Source organism: Mangrovitalea sediminis, assembly GCF_002514725.1.
GTDB classification, from domain to species: Bacteria; Pseudomonadota; Gammaproteobacteria; order Pseudomonadales; family Oleiphilaceae; genus Mangrovitalea; species Mangrovitalea sediminis.
The window spans coordinates 281,288-298,908 of sequence record NZ_NTLB01000001.1; the positions used below are offsets into that span (position 1 = coordinate 281,288).

Annotated in this window: 19 protein-coding genes; 8 read left to right on the top strand and 11 right to left on the bottom strand. The window is 56.2% G+C overall.

The window, feature by feature from the left end:
• Window positions 1–52: 52 nt before the first annotated feature.
• Both pgl and zwf read right to left on the bottom strand, forming a co-directional pair.
• Window positions 53–772, bottom strand: a complete 720-nt coding sequence (gene pgl / locus CLR77_RS01370) for a 6-phosphogluconolactonase (RefSeq protein WP_097458797.1) — start codon at window positions 770–772, stop codon at window positions 53–55.
• The gene (gene zwf, locus CLR77_RS01375) at window positions 759–2,234 is read right to left on the bottom strand and encodes a glucose-6-phosphate dehydrogenase (RefSeq protein ID WP_097458798.1); all 1,476 of its coding nucleotides are present in this window, start codon (window positions 2,232–2,234) and stop codon (window positions 759–761) included. The genes pgl and zwf overlap by 14 nt, the downstream gene beginning before the upstream one ends.
• A gap of 314 nt (window positions 2,235–2,548) precedes the next feature.
• On the opposite strand from zwf, the gene CLR77_RS01380 reads away from it, so the two are divergent.
• The 3 genes from CLR77_RS01380 (at window position 2,549) to CLR77_RS01390 (ending at window position 5,931) form a co-directional block, all read left to right on the top strand.
• Window positions 2,549–3,427, top strand: coding sequence for a MurR/RpiR family transcriptional regulator (locus tag CLR77_RS01380; RefSeq protein WP_227519764.1), 879 nt, complete (start codon window positions 2,549–2,551; stop codon window positions 3,425–3,427).
• Window positions 3,428–3,974: 547 nt separating this feature from the next.
• Entirely contained in the window at window positions 3,975–5,306 is a 1,332-nt protein-coding gene (gene lamB / locus CLR77_RS01385) for a maltoporin LamB (RefSeq protein WP_097458800.1), read from the top strand.
• Window positions 5,307–5,508: 202 nt separating this feature from the next.
• Window positions 5,509–5,931 (top strand): SRPBCC family protein, encoded by a 423-nt coding sequence (locus CLR77_RS01390; RefSeq protein WP_097458801.1) that lies wholly within the window; start codon window positions 5,509–5,511, stop codon window positions 5,929–5,931.
• 50 nt (window positions 5,932–5,981) lie between these two features.
• Here the strand turns inward: CLR77_RS01390 and CLR77_RS01395 are convergent, their stop codons facing one another.
• Window positions 5,982–6,362: a hypothetical protein gene (locus CLR77_RS01395; RefSeq protein ID WP_097458802.1), complete on the bottom strand. Its 381-nt coding sequence runs from the start codon at window positions 6,360–6,362 to the stop codon at window positions 5,982–5,984.
• 525 nt (window positions 6,363–6,887) lie between these two features.
• Here CLR77_RS01395 and CLR77_RS01400 point away from each other — a divergent pair.
• Window positions 6,888–7,094 carry a cold-shock protein gene (locus CLR77_RS01400; protein WP_097458803.1) on the top strand — a complete coding sequence of 69 codons (207 nt, stop codon included), beginning with the start codon at window positions 6,888–6,890 and terminating at the stop codon, window positions 7,092–7,094.
• Window positions 7,095–7,162: 68 nt separating this feature from the next.
• Here the strand turns inward: CLR77_RS01400 and CLR77_RS01405 are convergent, their stop codons facing one another.
• Complete coding sequence (locus CLR77_RS01405; RefSeq protein ID WP_097458804.1) at window positions 7,163–7,990, bottom strand: alpha/beta fold hydrolase; 828 nt, start codon at window positions 7,988–7,990, stop codon at window positions 7,163–7,165.
• Between the two features lie 240 nt (window positions 7,991–8,230).
• On the bottom strand, window positions 8,231–9,079 hold the full coding sequence (locus CLR77_RS01410; RefSeq protein ID WP_097458805.1) for a metal-dependent hydrolase: 849 nt from the start codon (window positions 9,077–9,079) through the stop codon (window positions 8,231–8,233).
• A 105-nt stretch (window positions 9,080–9,184) separates the two neighbouring features.
• On the opposite strand from CLR77_RS01410, the gene CLR77_RS01415 reads away from it, so the two are divergent.
• On the top strand, window positions 9,185–10,249 hold the full coding sequence (locus CLR77_RS01415; protein ID WP_097458806.1) for an AraC family transcriptional regulator: 1,065 nt from the start codon (window positions 9,185–9,187) through the stop codon (window positions 10,247–10,249).
• Here CLR77_RS01415 and CLR77_RS01420 read toward each other — a convergent pair.
• Entirely contained in the window at window positions 10,227–11,204 is a 978-nt protein-coding gene (locus CLR77_RS01420) for a lipid A deacylase LpxR family protein (RefSeq protein WP_158227094.1), read from the bottom strand. The genes CLR77_RS01415 and CLR77_RS01420 overlap by 23 nt on opposite strands.
• Before the next feature lie 725 nt (window positions 11,205–11,929).
• Here CLR77_RS01420 and yghU point away from each other — a divergent pair.
• From yghU to CLR77_RS01435, 3 genes are all read left to right on the top strand, one after another.
• Entirely contained in the window at window positions 11,930–12,802 is an 873-nt protein-coding gene (yghU, locus tag CLR77_RS01425) for a glutathione-dependent disulfide-bond oxidoreductase (protein ID WP_097458808.1), read from the top strand.
• Window positions 12,803–12,868: 66 nt separating this feature from the next.
• Window positions 12,869–13,681: a glycosyltransferase family 25 protein gene (locus CLR77_RS01430; RefSeq protein WP_097458809.1), complete on the top strand. Its 813-nt coding sequence runs from the start codon at window positions 12,869–12,871 to the stop codon at window positions 13,679–13,681.
• 139 nt (window positions 13,682–13,820) lie between these two features.
• The gene (locus tag CLR77_RS01435; RefSeq protein ID WP_097458810.1) at window positions 13,821–14,189 is read left to right on the top strand and encodes a hypothetical protein; all 369 of its coding nucleotides are present in this window, start codon (window positions 13,821–13,823) and stop codon (window positions 14,187–14,189) included.
• Between the two features lie 64 nt (window positions 14,190–14,253).
• Here CLR77_RS01435 and CLR77_RS01440 read toward each other — a convergent pair whose 3' ends face one another.
• From CLR77_RS01440 to CLR77_RS01460, 5 genes are all read right to left on the bottom strand, one after another.
• Window positions 14,254–14,529: a hypothetical protein gene (locus CLR77_RS01440; protein WP_227519765.1), complete on the bottom strand. Its 276-nt coding sequence runs from the start codon at window positions 14,527–14,529 to the stop codon at window positions 14,254–14,256.
• 20 nt (window positions 14,530–14,549) lie between these two features.
• Complete coding sequence (locus tag CLR77_RS01445; protein WP_097458811.1) at window positions 14,550–15,452, bottom strand: diguanylate cyclase; 903 nt, start codon at window positions 15,450–15,452, stop codon at window positions 14,550–14,552.
• Between the two features lie 204 nt (window positions 15,453–15,656).
• Window positions 15,657–16,208, bottom strand: a complete 552-nt coding sequence (locus tag CLR77_RS01450) for a MerR family transcriptional regulator (RefSeq protein ID WP_198962634.1) — start codon at window positions 16,206–16,208, stop codon at window positions 15,657–15,659.
• An 11-nt stretch (window positions 16,209–16,219) separates the two neighbouring features.
• Window positions 16,220–16,609: a hypothetical protein gene (locus CLR77_RS01455; protein ID WP_097458812.1), complete on the bottom strand. Its 390-nt coding sequence runs from the start codon at window positions 16,607–16,609 to the stop codon at window positions 16,220–16,222.
• Between the two features lie 184 nt (window positions 16,610–16,793).
• On the bottom strand, window positions 16,794–17,597 hold the full coding sequence (locus tag CLR77_RS01460) for a Crp/Fnr family transcriptional regulator (protein WP_143269345.1): 804 nt from the start codon (window positions 17,595–17,597) through the stop codon (window positions 16,794–16,796).
• Window positions 17,598–17,621 lie beyond the last annotated feature (24 nt).

Sequence of the window (17,621 nt, forward strand, 5' to 3'; positions counted from 1 at the left end):
GCCATCGCTAAAACCTCTTTTCAATCAATGTCGCGTCCACTGGACAGCGTTATCAGGCATGCCAATAGACCTGCAGCCCCGGATGCAGAAAGGCCCGAATCGGCATATCAAAAAGGCGCTCAGGAGCGGCGAGCGCTTCACCGAGCGTGACCGCCTTGTCGTCACCCACCACATACAACGCGACATGCCGCGCCTCTGCCAGGACCGCCAGGGTCAATGTCATTCGCTCATGGGGGGCTGCCGGAGGATGTATCGCCGCACAAAGGTCCGGACCGCCCGGAGCCATCGCCGCCGCCAGCCCGCCAGCTTCCGGAAACAATGATGCCGTATGGCCATCGTTCCCCATTCCCAAAACCACTACATCGAGCGGCCAATGCAGGGACTTCAGCGCCGACTCGCATAACGAAACCCCTTCAGCCGCCGTCGCCGCGGCATTTTTCATTCCCACAAAGCGCGCCTTGGCGGCAGCGCCCCGAAGAAGATGCTCTCGCACCAGGCGTTCATTGCTGTCAGCGTCGGTCGGTGGGACCCAACGCTCATCGACCAGCATCACATCCACACGCGACCATGGCAGCTCAAAACCGGACAACGCCTCAAAGAAAGGTACCGGCGTCCGACCACCGGAAACGGCCAGAGAAGCCCGCTCGCTATGACGCAACGCTTCCGACAACCAGTCCGCCACCTGCATCGCCAACTTCTGAGCCAGCGCCTGGCGATCGCCGGCCTCCACCAGATTCACACCGTCAGGCCAAGGCAACTCATGCATCTTCATACCAACTCCGGCCATCCCGCGTGATCATGGCGATGGAGGCCACCGGCCCCCAGGTGCCTGCGGCATAGCGCTTGGGCGGAGAACCCAATTCCTGCCAACCGGCAATGACACGGTCAACCCAGCGCCAGGCATATTCCACTTCGTCACGACGCACGAAGAGATACTGATTCCCCTTCATGACTTCCCAGAGCAGACGCTCATAGGCATCCGGCACGCGTGACGCATTGAAGGCTTCAGAGAAATTAAGCTGAAGCGGCCCCTGCCGCAGACGCATCCCCTTGTCCAACCCCTGCGCCTTGGTCAGCACCTGCAACGAAATACCTTCGTCGGGCTGCAAGCGGATAATCAGCTTATTGTTCGCCAGATGTTTCTGGTCCGGGTCAAAGATGTAATGGGGAGCCGGCTTGAAATGAATGATGATCTGCGACAGCTTTTCGGGCAGACGCTTGCCGGTACGCAGATAGAACGGCACCCCCGACCAGCGCCAATTGGCGATTTCCGCCTTGAGCGCCACAAAGGTTTCCGTCGGACTACCGGCATTGGCGCCCTCTTCCTCCAGGTAACCGGGCACAGCCTGGCCATCGCTACTGCCGGCCGTGTACTGGCCTCGCACCAGGTGGGATTCCATCATGTCCGGCGTTATGGGGCGCAATGCCTTGAGCACCTTGACCTTCTCATCACGGATACTGTCCGACGACAGGTCAGCGGGCGGATCCATCGCAATCAGACAGAGCAGCTGCAGCAGGTGATTCTGCACCATGTCGCGCAACTGGCCAGCCTTATCAAAATATCCCCAACGGCCCTCGATACCGATCTTTTCCGCCACCGTCACTTCCACGTGGGAGATGTGATCCTGGTCCCACTGACTGGCGAACAGGTTATTGGCGAAACGCAGGGCGATCAGATTCTGGACCGTTTCCTTACCCAGGTAATGATCAATACGGAACAGCTGCGACTCCCTGAAGTAGGCCGCCAGCTGATCGTTGATTTCTTCCGATGAGGCCAGGTCATGACCAATCGGCTTTTCCACCACCACACGTGTCTCGGCATCAACACATCCGGCCGAGCTGAGGCGCTCACCGATCATGCCGTAAATTGCCGGCGGCGTTGCCATATACACTATCAGCGGCACAGCACTCGACTGCCGCCATGCTGCAAGACGCTGGTAACTCTCCTGGTCAGAGAAATCCATTCCCAGATAATCGACCTTGGAGAGAAAGCGCTCAATGACCGCCTCGTCCTGCTCAGCCTTACGAACGTGGGTGCGCAATCCCTCCAGCAGGCGCCCCCGAAACCCAGACGCATCCAAACCTTCGCGCGCCAACCCCAGGAGACGCAGCTTTCCATGTAACAATCCGGCGCGCTCCAGCTGATAAAGCGCCGGAAACAACTTACGCTGAGCCAGATCTCCCAGCGCACCGAACAACGCCAGGTCGCACTGAGCCTTCTCTTTTTCTTTCATATGCGCTCGTTCGCCAACGTAGAGTGATCGTACCAAAAAGTAGTAATACTAAAAATTATGCGGAATTATTTCAGGATTTCCAGCATTGACGCAAATTATTTATTTGTTTTTACTACATCAAAGATCTGAAATTCGCTCCATGCAGCGCCAAACACCGAAATGGAAGAGCCGAGAACCACGGGCTATAGTGGTAATACGTCCGACGTGGTTAATTCACTACATACCCTGTTGCCCTGTCACCGCTCAACCTCTATCCTGCCCATCCGAAGTGGCAAGGCCATTCCGGAATCAAACCCTGAGAGTCGATGGTACCCATGACCGACAACAGCCAATCCAACAACCTCCTGACCGCCATACGCAGCCGCCTGGAGGACTTGAACAAGTCGGAACGCAAAGTTGCCGAGGTGATCCTGCGCGATCCCAGTTCAGCCACCCGTTACAGTATCGCCGCCCTGGCGCATGCAGCATCCGTGAGCGAGCCGACCGTCAACCGCTTTTGCCGCAACTTTTCAGCCAGTGGCTTTCCCGACTTCAAGATCCAGTTGGCGCAAAGTATTGCTGTCGGCATCCCCTATGTCAGTCAAAGTGTAGAACCAGACGACACCGTTGAGGCCTTTTCCCAGAAAATTGTCCAGAGCACCATCGCCAGCCTGGAGCGTGCACGGCAGGGACTTGACCCCCAGGCCATCGGCAAAGCCATCGACTACCTGATCCAGGCCAAGCAGATTCTATTCTTCGGCATGGGAGGCTCCGCACCCGTCGCACTGGACGCACAACACAAATTCTTCCGTTTCAACATTCCCGTCACGTCCTATGACGATGCCCTCATGCAGCGCATGGTGGCCGCAGCCTCCGGCAAGGGCGACACTATCGTCGTTATATCCTATACGGGACGCACTCGGGAAATGGTCGACATTGCACAGGTTGCCCGGGAAAACGGCGCCACGGTTGTCGGTATCACTGCGCCAAACTCTCCGCTGTCAAAAGTCTGCACCGTGGCACTCGAAGTCACCGGGCCGGAGGACACCGACGTTTACATGCCGATGACCTCCCGCATCATCCATCTGACCATCGTGGACATTCTCGCCACCGGCGTCACTCTAAAGCGCGGCTCCGACTTCCAGTCACACCTGAAGAAGATCAAGGACAGCCTGCGCGCGACCCGCTTCCCCAGCGACGACAGCGCGCCTTAACCTCCAAAAGCCCGAGTCCCCTGCCCACCTGCCATACGCCACTGGCCGGTCGCCTATGCGGCCGGTCGCGCTCGCACCTCGCCGTAAGTATCAAGATTGTTACATTGGCCTTTCACTTTGATACACCACGCATCGAACACCGGGCATAGACTCGTATCCACGTCATGCAGGTATTGCGGGCGCGATTGGGCCACCCTCAGGCCCCATCCTCCCGTCGCATGATGTCAGTATCAGGCTCCAAACAGATCCAGGTTCCGCACAACAACAAAAAGGAACAGCCATGACACAACGCCATCGGACCCCGGCGAGATCTGCGGTTTTACGCCCAGCCCTACGCCCCCGTCATCCTTTCTCCTCCCCCCCGAAAAGTTATGGGCCGGAGGATGCGGGCTACCCCGCCTTTACCCACCATAGGCGCAGGTTGCCCGATAACCACTAAGCAGTATATGCAGTAGCCCGGTGTGTATGACGCTCAGGCCTTCTTCTTGGGCACTGGCGGCATGGGCTAGGCATGGCAATTCCAACAATAATGAACAGGACGCAGATAATGATTCACAACAAGAAACGCTTGATCGCAAAAGTAGCCCCTCTGACGACCGCCATTGCGGCGGCCATGCTGACGACCCAAGCCGCAGCCGTTGATTTCCATGGTTATGCACGTTCCGGACTATCCACCAACCTGAGCAACGGCGGTGAACAAACCTGCCTGGGTGGCAAGCTGTCCGGCCGACTGGGTGACGAGTGCGACACCTACGCGGAACTCGCTCTCGGTCAGGAGCTGTACAACAAGGACGACCAGTCGTTCCGCATCGACTCCATGGTGTCCCTGAACGCGCCCAATCAAGGCAATGACTATCAGGCCTTCACCGGCACCAATACCGTGACCGGCGTAGACTTTAACAACAACACGACGACGACCGCCTCTTCCAGCCCTTACTCCGGCGGCGAACTCGCCCTTCGTCAGCTGTATGTTTCCGGCAAAAACGTTGTCGCCTTGTTCCCTGGTGCCACACTCTGGGCCGGTAAGCGCTACTACCAGCGCCACAACATCGACCAGATCGATTTTTACTACCTGAACGATTCCGGCTACGGCGCCGGTGTCGAGAACATTACGGCGGGAGTCGGCAAACTGTCCGTCGCCTGGATGAACAACGACACCACCCAGAAAGACGCCTTTAACAACAACAATATCGTCCAGAACAACAAGCTGGACGTGCGTTACGCATTCCCGGTCAGCAGTGACAGCACACTGGACCTGGCGGCAATCTACGGCATGGCAGACCGCACCCAGCTACAAAAAACCGATGGCCTGGGCAATAAGAATGGCTTCTTCCTGAGCTCCGAGCTGTCGACCAACATCATGGGCGGCTTCAACAAGTTCGTGCTCCAGTACGGTCAGGACTCTATGGGTGACGCGGCCTACTACACCTCCGGCGGCACCAGCTCCAACTACCTGTCAGCCGGCAGCCTCAAGCATAGCTGGCGCGTTATCGATCATGGCGTCATTGCCCTGAGCGGCCCGTTGCAAATGGGCTATTCGGCCATGTACGAAAAAGGCAAGGCCAACGGCACCGCAACCAAAGAAGATCCGGCAACCACCAGTGTCGTTGTGCGCCCGGTTTACAGCTGGACCAACGTCAGCAGCACCGCCCTGGAGCTCGGTTATTCAAGCGTTGAGAACACGGGTAGCACCAGCTCCGCCGATCTCGAAAAAGTCACCCTGGCTCAGGAATGGCAGGCTGGCCCAGGCTTTTGGGCTCGCCCAGTCATTCGCGCCTACGTAACGTCCTTCTTCGGCAATGTCGCAAAAGATGCCCAAAACAAGCAGGGTGTTGACGGTGATATCCAGGTCGGCGTGCAAATGGAAGCCTGGTGGTAGGTACGACAGAGTAATCGCTCAACTCCATCTTCAGGGCCGCGCATCGCGCGGCCCCTTTTTTTAGGGGGCTAGGCCCCTAAAAACCAATACATCCCTTCCAGTAAAAGAGCTTCATTGGCCTGATATAAGGGTGTTACCGATCCTGAGAAAGCGGCATTATGACAACACCCATCATTATCATAATGCTATAAAAGGGGAGCTCATGCCGCGCTATCAGATCGTGATCAACCAGGACTTCGACCGTCCGGTCGGAGAGGTCTTCAGTGTGCTTGCCGATCATAATCGGCTGGGACAGGTATTCGGCGTTCCCGTGGCGCGCATCCGGGACGGCGCTGACGCGCCCAACGGCGTGGGCTCGATCCGCCGCATAGGTCCCTGGCCGGTCGGCACTCAGGAAACCGTAACCGCGCTTGATCCGAACCGTCGCATCGATTACCGCATCAGCCGCTTTGGCGGGCCGCTCCGACAACATCAGGGACGCATCGAGTTTGCGGAAACCGACAAAGGCAGCCACATAACCTGGACTATCGATTTCTCAGCGCTACCCGGTGTGGGCCGCCTGGTCAGTAGAACCCTGGAACAGGGATTGACACGAGGTTTACGTCGCCTCGCCAAACAGCGCTAGCATCCATGCACTTTCGGCGACCGGTGCCAGTTGCATGGGTCGCCACCACCTCAACTGGCCTGCTGCACCTCGCAGCGATTTGCCAGAAAAGCGGTAATCGGCTGATAGGATTGCGGGTTGAACGGGGGAAGCTGCCGGATGTCGTACGCAGCTTCCTTATGAGGCTGCGCCAGCTGAACCGTTTCTTCGAGGCGCGGCTCGGGGAGGGAATTAATGATGTTATCCGCCCCGAGAAGCTCGCCAATATATTCTTCAAGAATAGCGTTCGGTGTCGCCGGCTGCGCAGGCATGCGCACCACGGCTGTCACCGGCGCATGCGAAAGCGTCTTGGCAACAAAGGCGCGATAGAGCAGGTAAATCCTGAGACACAACGCGAGAGCCAATACTCCCGTCACCGCCTCGGCGTAATGTACAACGGTCGAGATCAACATGACGTACCCTTAGTGGGAAACACCAGGCACCCGAAGATGGGCCTGGCGAACAGCATTCAACAGCCAGCATGTAACCAAAAGTGTACAGATTGTAACCTGACGCCAACAAAATTCCGTGAACTGGCGGTCAAATATTAAACGGTAAAGGCACTTTTAGGCCAGGGCTTGAGCCGGTAAAACCGTAAAGTTCTGGCCGCCATGCAACGACAGCTCGCAACAAATCCAGGTAATGCCTTGAAAATAGCCAAACCTTGAGGCTTCGAGACAACACATACACCCTGCTGATGGCCCAGTGGCATTTACCTACATTAAAAAGCTCGCTATTCCAGCGAGCGAGGAGTAATGTGAGTCCTGTTGGAAACGATTCAACAAAGCCTTTCACGAATATGACGTTCCTCAGTGGTATTAGTAGTGCACCGTCCTGTTTTTGATTACGCCCGTTTTTTGTTTCCGCAAAAAAGCTGATCGAGCATCATATCGATGCGATGACAGCACATTTAATGATTGAATTCAGGAATTTTATTAATGTCTACTACTACCGGTACGGTCAAGTTCTTTAACGAAAACAAAGGCTTTGGCTTTATCACCCGTGAAGATGGTCCGGACGTATTCGTTCACTTCAGCGCCATTCAGAGCAGCGGTTTCAAAACCCTGACCGAAGGCCAGCAAGTGAGCTTCACCGTGTCGCAAGGCCAGAAAGGCCCGCAAGCGGAAAATGTTGTTGCCGTGTAAATTACCGGCGACACAAAAAAGGCAGCCTCGGCTGCCTTTTTTATTGCACAAATATCGCCTTCGACCACCTAGTTATTCAGGAAATCCAGAATCAGATTAGTCGTGACGAAAGGCTTGGTGATCGGCAGGAAGTGTCCCGCCCCCGGAACAATGACCAGTTTGGCACCGGGAATCCGGCTGGCAATCGCCTCGGTGTGGGCCTTCTGTATGATCTCATTCTCCCCTGCCAGCACCAATGTTGGCGCCGCAATGCTTTCCAACGGCTCCAGACAGTAATCGACGGGTGTATTCGCGAAATAGCAGGGCGACTGCCACAGCGCATGCAGCTTATCCCGAAACACCGACCAGTGGTCCGGGTCAGGATTGACGGCCTTGTACTTTTCACTGAACAGCAGGTCGATACCCACGTCGAAGAGGAATTTGCTGTTCAGGAAATACTCGAAAGCCGCTGTGTACACATTGTTCTGATAGGCTGCTCCGATAAGGACCAGTTGATCGACCCTCTCCGGATGAAAGGCTGCGATCTGGCTCGCGATCACGGCGCCGTCGCTCCAGCCGACGAAATGGGCGTTGTTGACGTGTAGCTTGTCCAGTAACGCCAACGTGTCGCTTGCCATCAGTTCATAAGTGATAGGTACGTTGGCGTCGCTGCTTCTGCCGTGCCCGCGGCTGTCTATCTTGATCACCTCGTAGTGCTCAGCCAACAAACGACTCTCGACCGCCCACATATCCGAGTCCACGTACCCTCCGTGCAACAGAACAACCGGTGTGCCCTGCCCCTGGATACTGTAATACATGCGGATGCCGTTAACGTTGGCGTAATCACCGAAGGCAAGGGGACTGACCAGGAGGCAGAAAAACAGAACGAATCGGCGGGCGGTGTTCATGGAAGTCATTAGAGAATGCTCCTTCTCTCAGCGATTGAGTATCCAAGTGGACATCTACAACCTGCTACCGCGTCCTTCAGCATTCATTCTCATTTAGTCGGTTCACACCGATACGTCAATGCGCGCGTGAACCGCTCAGGCGAAAAGCGGAGAAAAGACAGGCCACCAGCGGTGGATAGGGGATGGTCCGCATCCTGCCCGAAAGGGCCCCATCCATGGCGCCCTGCATCACCATGCCAGAGTGCGACGTCAGGCCCACTCCCCCAAAAATTCCGTCTTCACTGAATCCACCCGGGCGCTGTTATCTTCCTGCCAGGGGTGGAAATCGCGGCGGTAATAGCGGAGGTATTTCGGGATAAGGCGTCGAAAGACTCCGGGGCGCCCCCAATAATGATTGATTCCGTTCATCCACATCTTCAAGTCCGTCATGTGGCCGGAACGCCTTAACATCCGCAGGAAATCGATAGAGCTGAAGGTCAGAAACAGAAACGTCGCCAGCATCATCTGTGAAATCCGTACCCACTCATCGTCCACCGTTTCCTTATACACATCGAAAGCCACGGCCTTGTGCTCAGACTCCTCCACCGCATGCCAGGCCCAGATCCTTGCCATCTCCGGCGCCATCTTACGCAACTCATCCAGATCACCCATGATCACGTGCTCGGCCATGATCGCCGTGAAGTGTTCAATGGCTGCCGTATGCGCCAGTTGTCGTTCGGGCGTCATATAGTTGCGGAATAGGTTCATCAGCTTGCCCACCCCACGATCGATACTGTCCACCGGGTAACCCCGGCGCGAAAGAAACCCGTTCAACGCGTGGTGCTGCTTGGCATGATGCGCTTCCTGCCCGATAAAACTGCGAATCGCCTTTTTCAGCGCAGGGTCGGTGATCCGGTCCTGAAAGTGTCTGACCGAGTCGATAAAAAAGCGCTCTCCCTCCGGGAACCCGCCGGACAGAGCCGCTAGCAGAAGCGTCCGGAAAGGATCACCGGCGTACCAAAACTCGGGAATATCGTCGGTAAATTCGAAATCGATCTTGCGAACTTTCAGTTTATGGTGGGCTGCAGCAACGGTATCGGCAGACAGGGCGGCAGTCATGGCGTTCTCCTGGTCGCATTTCACTTCGCTGAATTTCGAAGTGTCAGCTTAGTTGCTATCCAGGCCTGAGCGTGAGATTCTGAGCGGCCAAGCAACTTATCATTTGTGGCCAAAACCAGCGCGATGAAGGAACGTCATCCGACCCTCGAACATGCGAACATGCCGGCCACCTACACCCGGATCTACCTGGAGTGGGCACAGGCCCAGGGTATAGAGACCTCGACGTTGCTCCGGGAACTGGGGCTCCCCCCAACCCTGATGTCGGAACCGACTGCCCGAATTGCCCTCCAGGATCACCTACGCCTGCTGGGTGCAATCATCACTCGCAGCGGTAACCCTGGGCTGGGACTGGCGCTGGGTTGGCAATTACCACTGACCGCGCATGGCAGTTTGGGGTACGCGTTACTTTGCTGCGATACCGTCGGTGAGGCATTGGCGTTGCTGGAACGATTCTGGCATCTGCGCGGAAGGGGGGTCGAGTTCAGCTTTATCGAGCATGACGGCTGCCATATCTTTGAGTTCAGGGCGGAGGCACCCATTCCGCCGGTGCTGAAACGCGTTATCTTCGAATTCATCATGAGCGGCTTCTATCGCGGCGTTCAGTTCCTGTTAGGCGACCAGACACCGGACGGCGAACTTTGGTTCGACCACCCAGCCCCGACACCGGCACAGGATCTGCCCGCCGGCTTTCCGGCGGTCCGTTATGCAATGCCCGCCGCACAAATCCGCTTCGCCGGCTCACAATTGCCGACCCATCGCATCGCCACAGCCAACCCGGAAGCCCTGCATCTGGCGGTTGCCCAGTGCCAACGTGAATATGCGCTGATCGAAGAACACGACAGCGACATCCTCCCAAGGGTCAGGGCCGTTCTGACACTCAGCGACAGAGGCTACCCCAACGCGGACTTGCTTGCCAAAGGTCTGCATATGTCTACGCGAACCCTGCGGCGGAGACTGCAACAACAGGGGAGCAGCTACCAGCAGCAATTGGAGACGGCCCGCCATCAGGATGCCCTGCGCCTGCTGGCTCGCGACGAGTTGCCGATTCAACGTATCGCCGAGCTCCTTGGCTATACGAATCCGGCAAACTTCACCCGTGCCTTTCGTCGCTGGACAGGCGCGTCGCCCCGGGAATATCGGGACACGCTCAATAACGCCACGCCACGCTGATCGAGCCGAACCTCACCCCATGGGTCAACACGCCGGACCGGTGGGTGCGATCAACCAAACCCGCGGCAAGCGTCAACGCTCCTTTACCCCATACCAACCCCAAAGACCGGGTTACGCCGGTTTTCTTTAACGGCAACCCGGAACTGTCCTCGAAGTTATTGCCCTCGACCAGCAGGTCATTGACGGTATAGTAGCCGCCCAACCCGACATAGAAATACCAGAATGCCGGAGCAATATGCTGGTGAATGAAAGCGCTACGGGAAGCCACCAGATCGACACCAGGAAAGCTTGCCGCCAATTGGCGCCCCATCCGTAGCATGACACTCCCGCTCAACTCGGTTTTCAGCAGGCCAGCACTCAGTTGAGCACCGGGAACCAGATCCACGTGCGCCGTCTGCCAGGCACGCCATTCACGGCCCAACTGCAGATTGATCACCGGTTCGTTGTGTAACTGAAAACGCCATCCTTCAGGTGTGTTGCCGTTGATCAGATGATGAACCCAGTGCTGGACCGAGGAGGCACCGGACGAAGGCCCAACCACGCCCACCAATAGGCTCAATCGATCGGTGACACGCGCATTTCCGGCATATAAATCACCCTGCCAAAACAACAGCCCAGCATAGGACAAGTCATCAGCCTTTGGTGGCGTCAGGGCCAGGTTCTCGGGCGTTTGCATGGTTTGCCAGATGGCGTGGGTGACAGCACGGAAATCATAACGGGAGGAAGAAAACTGAAACAGTCTCCCCATCCAGCGCATAGGCCAGGTGGCTGGCGTATCGCTGAAATGCTGGAGCCCGTTACGTGCCCAAAACAGACTCACGCCATTGGTGTAGTGGTAGTCTCGATGGACGAAGATATCGTCTTCCCAGGTAACGCCGACGGTATCCGCCCTGAGCGGGGCGCTGACCAACAGCAAAATGACCAGTAAGACAGCAGAAACCCGGCCTAGACCCACGCAACTCAGCTCCCCATCAACAACAACCCGGAAAAAGGTTCGACCGCGCGCCGCACTTGAGCAAAGGAAATCGCTTCAAAAATACGGGATCACGCCTTTCATCAATCTACCGGTGTGCTGCGCAACATCCTGGCAACAGCAACACCTGAACCAGCATCACCAAGCGCACTCATTTCTCCTTTACCTCAGTAAATAAGGACTCCCTGCCCAACCGAGACCTTGAACACCGCAATCTCATACGGGATAACCTTGGCGACGCACGGAATCATATCTTGGATGCCTCATTCAACGGTAGCGATTACCAGACTTAGGCGACAGGACGCAATATCAGGTATACACCCAAAACCAGGTGAGCCGCCGCATTGCTGGCAGAGCGATGTCCCACTTGGCAGCTTTGGCGTCCAGCGATTAGGGTAATCTCGCCTCGGTCTGGTTCCCTCCGCTCGTCGCGTGCCGGTCTTTATCAAGTCTATTGCTCGCCTGGAAGCCTTTCGGAATGTAGGATGACGGGCGTGAGTTCCCCAACACCCACCGTTCAGTTAATCCAACGGCCAACACCAAAAGGGCATTAACAGATGGGACCGATAGGTGAACGGTGCCAATCGACTCATTCGACAAATCGCCTGCGGCAACATCGACGTATAGCCGTTCTGACATGGAACGGCACATGGGCACTTAATGCCGAACGCTATTACAACGATCGTTGAGCAAAGGAGCCAACCAACATGACAGATACAGCGCCCTATACCCCTCCCAAGGTCTGGACATGGGATCACGCAAGCGGAGGACAATTCGCCAACATCAACCGTCCGATTGCCGGTCCCACTCACGAAAAAACACTACCGGTCGGCAAGCATCCGCTGCAGCTTTATTCCCTGGCGACCCCTAACGGCGTCAAGGTCACGATCATGTTGGAAGAACTGCTCTCGCTCGGGCACACCGGCGCAGAATACGACGCCTGGCTGATCAATATCCGGGAAGGTGAGCAGTTCTCGAGCGGTTATGTGGAGATCAACCCCAACTCAAAGATTCCGGTGATGGTCGATCACAGCACCGAAACGCCAACCCGAGTTTTCGAGTCCGGCTCCATCCTGCTGTATCTTGCGGAAAAGTTCGGAGCCTTTTTACCGAAAGACCACCACAAGCGCACGGAAACGCTGAATTGGCTGTTCTGGCAAATGGGCAGCGCCCCTTATCTGGGTGGCGGCTTCGGCCATTTCTACGCCTATGCGCCGGAGAAATGGCAGTATCCAATCGATCGCTTCGCGATGGAAACCAAGCGCCAGTTGGATGTTCTCGACCGCAACCTGGCAGATAGGCAGTATATGGCGGGCGACGAATACTCTATTGCAGACATGGCAATCTTCGCCTGGTACGGGGCCTTGGCGAAAGGCTGGCTGTATGATGCAGGGGAATTTCTCTCCGTCCACGAGTACAAAAATGTGCTGCGCTGGGCGGACATGCTGCTTGAGCGAAAAGCGGTGCAGCGCGGTCGCATGGTCAACCGGTCCTGGGGTGAGCCTTCGGAACAACTCCGGGAACGGCACGATGCCAGCGATTTTGAGAACAAAACTCAGGACAAGATGCAGGAAACCTGATTTTTATCATTGAGTTATGAGACGCCGGGAACACTAGTCCCCTGGTCTTTTGCATGGTTAATTTGCATGAAAGTGACTGATTCATTTCCGATCTACGTTATCAACCTGGAAAGATCTCGGGATCGGCGGGCGCGTATTACTCACCAGCTCGAAAAGCTTGGCCTGCAGTACACTGTCTTCAATGCCGTTGACGGCAAGAGCCTGTCGGAAGACGAGCTTTCCCGAGACTATGACCCCATCACCACGCTTGCGGTGATGGGGCGGCAGCTTTCGCTCGGCGAAATTGGCTGCTCGCTTTCGCATATCGGTGTCTATCGGGATTTAATCGAAAGCCAGGCGCCGTACGCCCTCATTCTGGAAGATGACGCGGAGTTAGCCGAAACGCTTCCAAAGGCCCTTGCCGCCCTGGAACAGGTGCTCAGCCCCCAAGATAACAGGGTGTATTTGCTGAATCAGGTTCACCGCTACACGCTCTGGAACCATAAAAAGCTGCCATCAGTCGGCAAGCTCTGCCCAATCATTGAAAGCTATTGCGCCAACGGCTACGTGGTTACACGGAAATCGGCGGAAGTCCTTCTTCAGAATTTGTACCCGGTGAATCAGGTTGCCGACAACTGGAATACACTGCTAAAGCTGCGCACCTTAAAAATAGTCGGCCTCATTCCCTACGTTGTTGGGCTTTATAATGATCATGCCGTTCAGTCGAATATCGAGGGCCGCGAAGAGCTGATGTCTCCGCTAAAAAAGCGCGGCCTAAAGCCGTATCTAAAAAAGATGCTTTATCGGAAATTTGCCTATCAGATTTTTATCAAGCCCCTGTTCAGGATTAAAAAGCAAAAGTCACTGAATCTGAACCAGAGGGAGCTGACACCCAAATAATGCGTACACGATGACTTGGCGGTCCAAGCCATTCTCAACGGTGCCCCGCCAAGACTCCTCTTCTGTTGATACAGATCTAATCCGCCGGCCATCCTCCAGCCTTACAATGACCCTATCCCCCTTTCTGCAGGATGCCATTATGGAAACTTCGGCTGAAGATCGCCTGACCACCGCCGAGTTCGACAAGATTCTGGAGCATTTCCTGTTTGATGCAGACGACAGCCCTGCCGGCGAGGTGATGACCGGCATCCTGCCGTTCGCAGAACTGGAAATCGCAGTCCGCGATGACCTTTACGCTGCAGCACGACACCTTGAGCGACGCGAGTTACCGCTGATAGAACAGGCCGAGCAATTGCTACGCGGGGGGCTGGTCGCACTGGCAAAGACGGCCGTCGCAAACAGCTTACCAACGGACACGGCACTGTGCGGCGAGTTGGACAAGGCACTTTACCAGGAGTGCATAGCACGACTGCAGGCCCAGTCCGACCGCTGGCAGAATCAGCCCTAGGCCTTTGTCCGTCTGAAAACGGACTGCCCCGGTATGTGCAGCCCATCGCGGGCGGGATACGCCTTTATTTCACGCCAAGTCTGTCCAGAGACGATTGCAACTCGTCCTCGCTGATAGTGATATGCTCCAGCACCCGTCCGTAGAGCATCGCAGTGGGGACAGCGCGACCGTTGCGCTCACGCTGGGTTTCCCTGAGCACATAAAGCACAATCCGCTCAATGCGGGTAAGGCCATCGCGTACGTCGGGAATGTTATCGAGAATCTCATGAGGACACATGGGACTTGGACTCCACCCGGTTCCGGTCGTCAGGGTATGAAGAAGCACGACGTCTTTCATCATGCTGAGATCTTAGCGGAACCTCAACCGACAGGGCCGCAGTCTTCTTCGGTGGCAACACGATTTCTCCCCGATGTCTTGGCCACGTACATCGCTTTGTCCATACGATCGATGGAATCTTCGACCGAACGTAATGCGCTCAGCTCGGCCACACCAAAGGAGGCAGTAATCTGAATCGACTCACCCGACTTATTCACGGGAATCTGCAGTGCCGCGATAGCCTCACGTAGACGTTCCGCCGCGCCACGCGCCTGTTCCAACGCCGTACCGGGCATGCAGAGAAGAAACTCTTCCCCGCCATAGCGATATATCCGGTCATAGGGCCGAGCATGCGCCTGAAGGCAGTTAACCGTCGCGACCAGAACCGAGTCACCGATGGTATGACCGTAGTCATCGTTGACGCGCTTGAAGTGATCAAGATCCAACATCACGATCGCACAGACTTGCACCCCACGCAGTACCAGGGCGTATTGTTCGCGAAGCGCCGCCAGCAAATTCAAGCGGTTTCGCGCCCCGGTCAAAGGATCCCGGTTCTGCACCAGATCAGCCAGTTCCTGGCGTAGCGACTGAAATTCCAGTCGCATTCGATCCAGGGTGTTGTTGAACTTATCGAAATCGCTTTCCGAAATGGTCTCGTCGTTCACCACCCGCTGCAACAGCGTCCGTGCATAGACATGCATTTTCTCATGGGCAGCGCCGAGAGAGGCATATGTGGGGTGGTTGTAGAGAAATGCCGCTTGTGGACTCTCAAACCACTGTCCGAAACGGCAAAGACGGTGCGCGGCGGGGGCTAAGTCCGATTTGTCGGGCGGGACATGCAAAACCAGTACTCGCAGCACGCCTTTATACCACTGCTCATGACTGGCCAGTGCCTGATCCAATTGGGCAACAGCAGACTGTAATTGCTGGTTGGTGAAGGCTTCCATGTCGTGCTCCCCGCCAAGATGTCTTCCCAAGGCACCCTTTACGCCGGGCCCCAACACTGCAATAAGGCCATCTATCCATCCTCGGCGCTCGAACCCGTTGCAGATGACCATCAGCAAAGACACGGGCAAAACCAACAAGGCTCTCTCTTATAGAGTAGACTCGCCCCCCACACATTAACACCCCATTCTGCGCAAGAAACTTTCCTATGTTCCTTCTGCCGCGGGCTTTTCCCGCGACCGCTGTCGCACCTCTGCCACTTGTGCCTCGCTAAGCCCAAGAGAGTGCAGGAATTCCTGATGCGCGTCCGGTGCGTCGCGCTCGAAGGCCGCATGCCAGCGCTGGCGGGCCGCCTCGTCCATCCCTGCCTCTTCAAGCATTCGAACCCACTGCGTCACATCGACATTGCCGATGGGCAACTGCCGACCGTGGTGCTGCAGTAACTGCGCGACCAGACGCTGCTGGGCACGCAGTTGGGCCAACTCCCGATTGAGATTGACCAACTGTTGCTCCAGTGCTGCCTCCAGACGATCGCCCGTAGTCGCATCCAATACGGACTGAATGGCCTTGAGCGGAAGCCCCGCCTGACGAAGCGTATCGATACGGCTCATGCGAGCCGCGTCTTTCTCGCTGTACAGGCGATAGCCGGCAGAACTGTGAGCGCTGGGACTGAGCAGGCCGATGCGGTCGTAATAGAGTAAGGTCGCCCGCGAAAGGCCGAACCGTTTGGCAAATGCCGTGATCGTCTGCGTTTTCACCGGGAGCCCCCTTAAGGCAAAGACTGGCGGTCCGGCGCCACCCAACCCGCCCTTGCCGTTTCCGAATGAAGGCGTTCGTCACTGTAGTAGTGTGACAGGGTACTTTGGCAATCCGTGAGAAGGTCAGGGTTAGCCTCTAGAAAAGCCTCAAAGTCTTCCCCACTTCGCATGCGACGGGCCATGATGCGGACCAGCGCTTCCGTTAACGTTTGGTGGTATTTTCCCTGTGCGCCAAATTTCGAGGCAAGCCCCCTGAGCCCTTCACAGACCCGCTGCACCGCCTCATCCTCGTCATAATGTATAAGGTGCAACCAGGCGATGAACAAGTGTCCCCGGTGATCAAAATGCTCGGGCCCGAGATCCAGGTTGGCAAATCGCTCAAGATAGGTTTGGTCGTGCATGCAAATGCTCCCGCTACGTGCAAAAGCGCCAATTTGCACTGTGAAGCGATAGACGGGTCAATAACCGCATAAAGGCCTACTTACGCCGGACTCAGGTGCCAGTAATCGGCAAAAAACCGGGCGTTTGGGCAACACCTTGTTTTCTTGTCGCAGACACAGTCCCTTGCGGTGGATACGATTCGGTTCAGATGACCGGCTTTTCGCTCGAGAAGGTCCCGTCCCGGTAGGATTGGCAACAATGGGACTGCGCCCTCAGCCCTTCGATATCCAATAGCGTTACATTGCGGTCGTTGACCGCGATCAGCTGTTTTTCCTGAAGTCGGCTGAAAGCACGGCTAACGGTTTCCACCGCCAGCCCCAGGTAGCCGGCAATCTCCCTACGAGACATCGGTAAAGCGAGGTCCGTTCCAGACAGCTTGTGTCTTTCATTGGTGTGGGAAAGGAAAAGCAGGAAAGAGGACAGGCGCTCGTCGGCAGAGAGCTGCCGCAATATTTGTGAAAGCTGGTGGCTCCCCAGAAGCTCCTCACTGACGGACAGAAACAGATACTCTTCCAATGAGGGAAGCTCGCGGGTCAGCGCCTGCATATCCGCCCGGGAAATCTTGCAAATATAGGTCTTCGTCAGTGCCGCGCAGGACATGGGATACAGGTCACACGCAAGAGACTCCAGCGCAATAAAATCCCCCGTGAAGAAGAAGCCGATGATGTCTTCCTTCCCGTTACGGTCCGTCACAAAGGTTTTTACCGCACCACCGCGAACAATATAGACAGCGTTGACAGAGTCTCCTTGCGAAAACAAGGTGGCTCCCTCATCCAGTACTGCGGAAGATTTGGCGCGCTGCTCCAGAACCTCCAATTCCCGGGGGCTCAGAGGCCGAGGCAAACGGAGATCCTTGAGCGCACAGGCTTCGCATGCACGATTGGACTCCGTCAGAACCGCACCTTGCCCGGTATTCTCCAACATGAAATGGCCTTTTCTATCGATCACCGACAACCCCCTCGGCAAACCAAC

What these genes read in the sequence shown, in the direction of transcription:
- CLR77_RS01405 (WP_097458804.1), bottom strand. Translation starts at nt 7,990, where the DNA reads ATGACTTCCATGAACACCGCCCGCCGATTCGTTCTGTTTTTCTGCCTC.
- CLR77_RS01435 (WP_097458810.1), top strand. Translation starts at nt 13,821, where the DNA reads ATGGAAACTTCGGCTGAAGATCGCCTGACCACCGCCGAGTTCGACAAG.
- CLR77_RS01440 (WP_227519765.1), bottom strand. Translation starts at nt 14,529, where the DNA reads ATGATGAAAGACGTCGTGCTTCTTCATACCCTGACGACCGGAACCGGG.
- pgl (WP_097458797.1), bottom strand. Translation starts at nt 772, where the DNA reads ATGAAGATGCATGAGTTGCCTTGGCCTGACGGTGTGAATCTGGTGGAG.
- yghU (WP_097458808.1), top strand. Translation starts at nt 11,930, where the DNA reads ATGACAGATACAGCGCCCTATACCCCTCCCAAGGTCTGGACATGGGAT.
- CLR77_RS01455 (WP_097458812.1), bottom strand. Translation starts at nt 16,609, where the DNA reads ATGCACGACCAAACCTATCTTGAGCGATTTGCCAACCTGGATCTCGGG.
- CLR77_RS01400 (WP_097458803.1), top strand. Translation starts at nt 6,888, where the DNA reads ATGTCTACTACTACCGGTACGGTCAAGTTCTTTAACGAAAACAAAGGC.
- CLR77_RS01390 (WP_097458801.1), top strand. Translation starts at nt 5,509, where the DNA reads ATGCCGCGCTATCAGATCGTGATCAACCAGGACTTCGACCGTCCGGTC.
- CLR77_RS01395 (WP_097458802.1), bottom strand. Translation starts at nt 6,362, where the DNA reads ATGTTGATCTCGACCGTTGTACATTACGCCGAGGCGGTGACGGGAGTA.
- lamB (WP_097458800.1), top strand. Translation starts at nt 3,975, where the DNA reads ATGATTCACAACAAGAAACGCTTGATCGCAAAAGTAGCCCCTCTGACG.
- CLR77_RS01445 (WP_097458811.1), bottom strand. Translation starts at nt 15,452, where the DNA reads ATGGAAGCCTTCACCAACCAGCAATTACAGTCTGCTGTTGCCCAATTG.
- CLR77_RS01410 (WP_097458805.1), bottom strand. Translation starts at nt 9,079, where the DNA reads ATGACTGCCGCCCTGTCTGCCGATACCGTTGCTGCAGCCCACCATAAA.
- CLR77_RS01430 (WP_097458809.1), top strand. Translation starts at nt 12,869, where the DNA reads ATGAAAGTGACTGATTCATTTCCGATCTACGTTATCAACCTGGAAAGA.
- CLR77_RS01380 (WP_227519764.1), top strand. Translation starts at nt 2,549, where the DNA reads ATGACCGACAACAGCCAATCCAACAACCTCCTGACCGCCATACGCAGC.
- zwf (WP_097458798.1), bottom strand. Translation starts at nt 2,234, where the DNA reads ATGAAAGAAAAAGAGAAGGCTCAGTGCGACCTGGCGTTGTTCGGTGCG.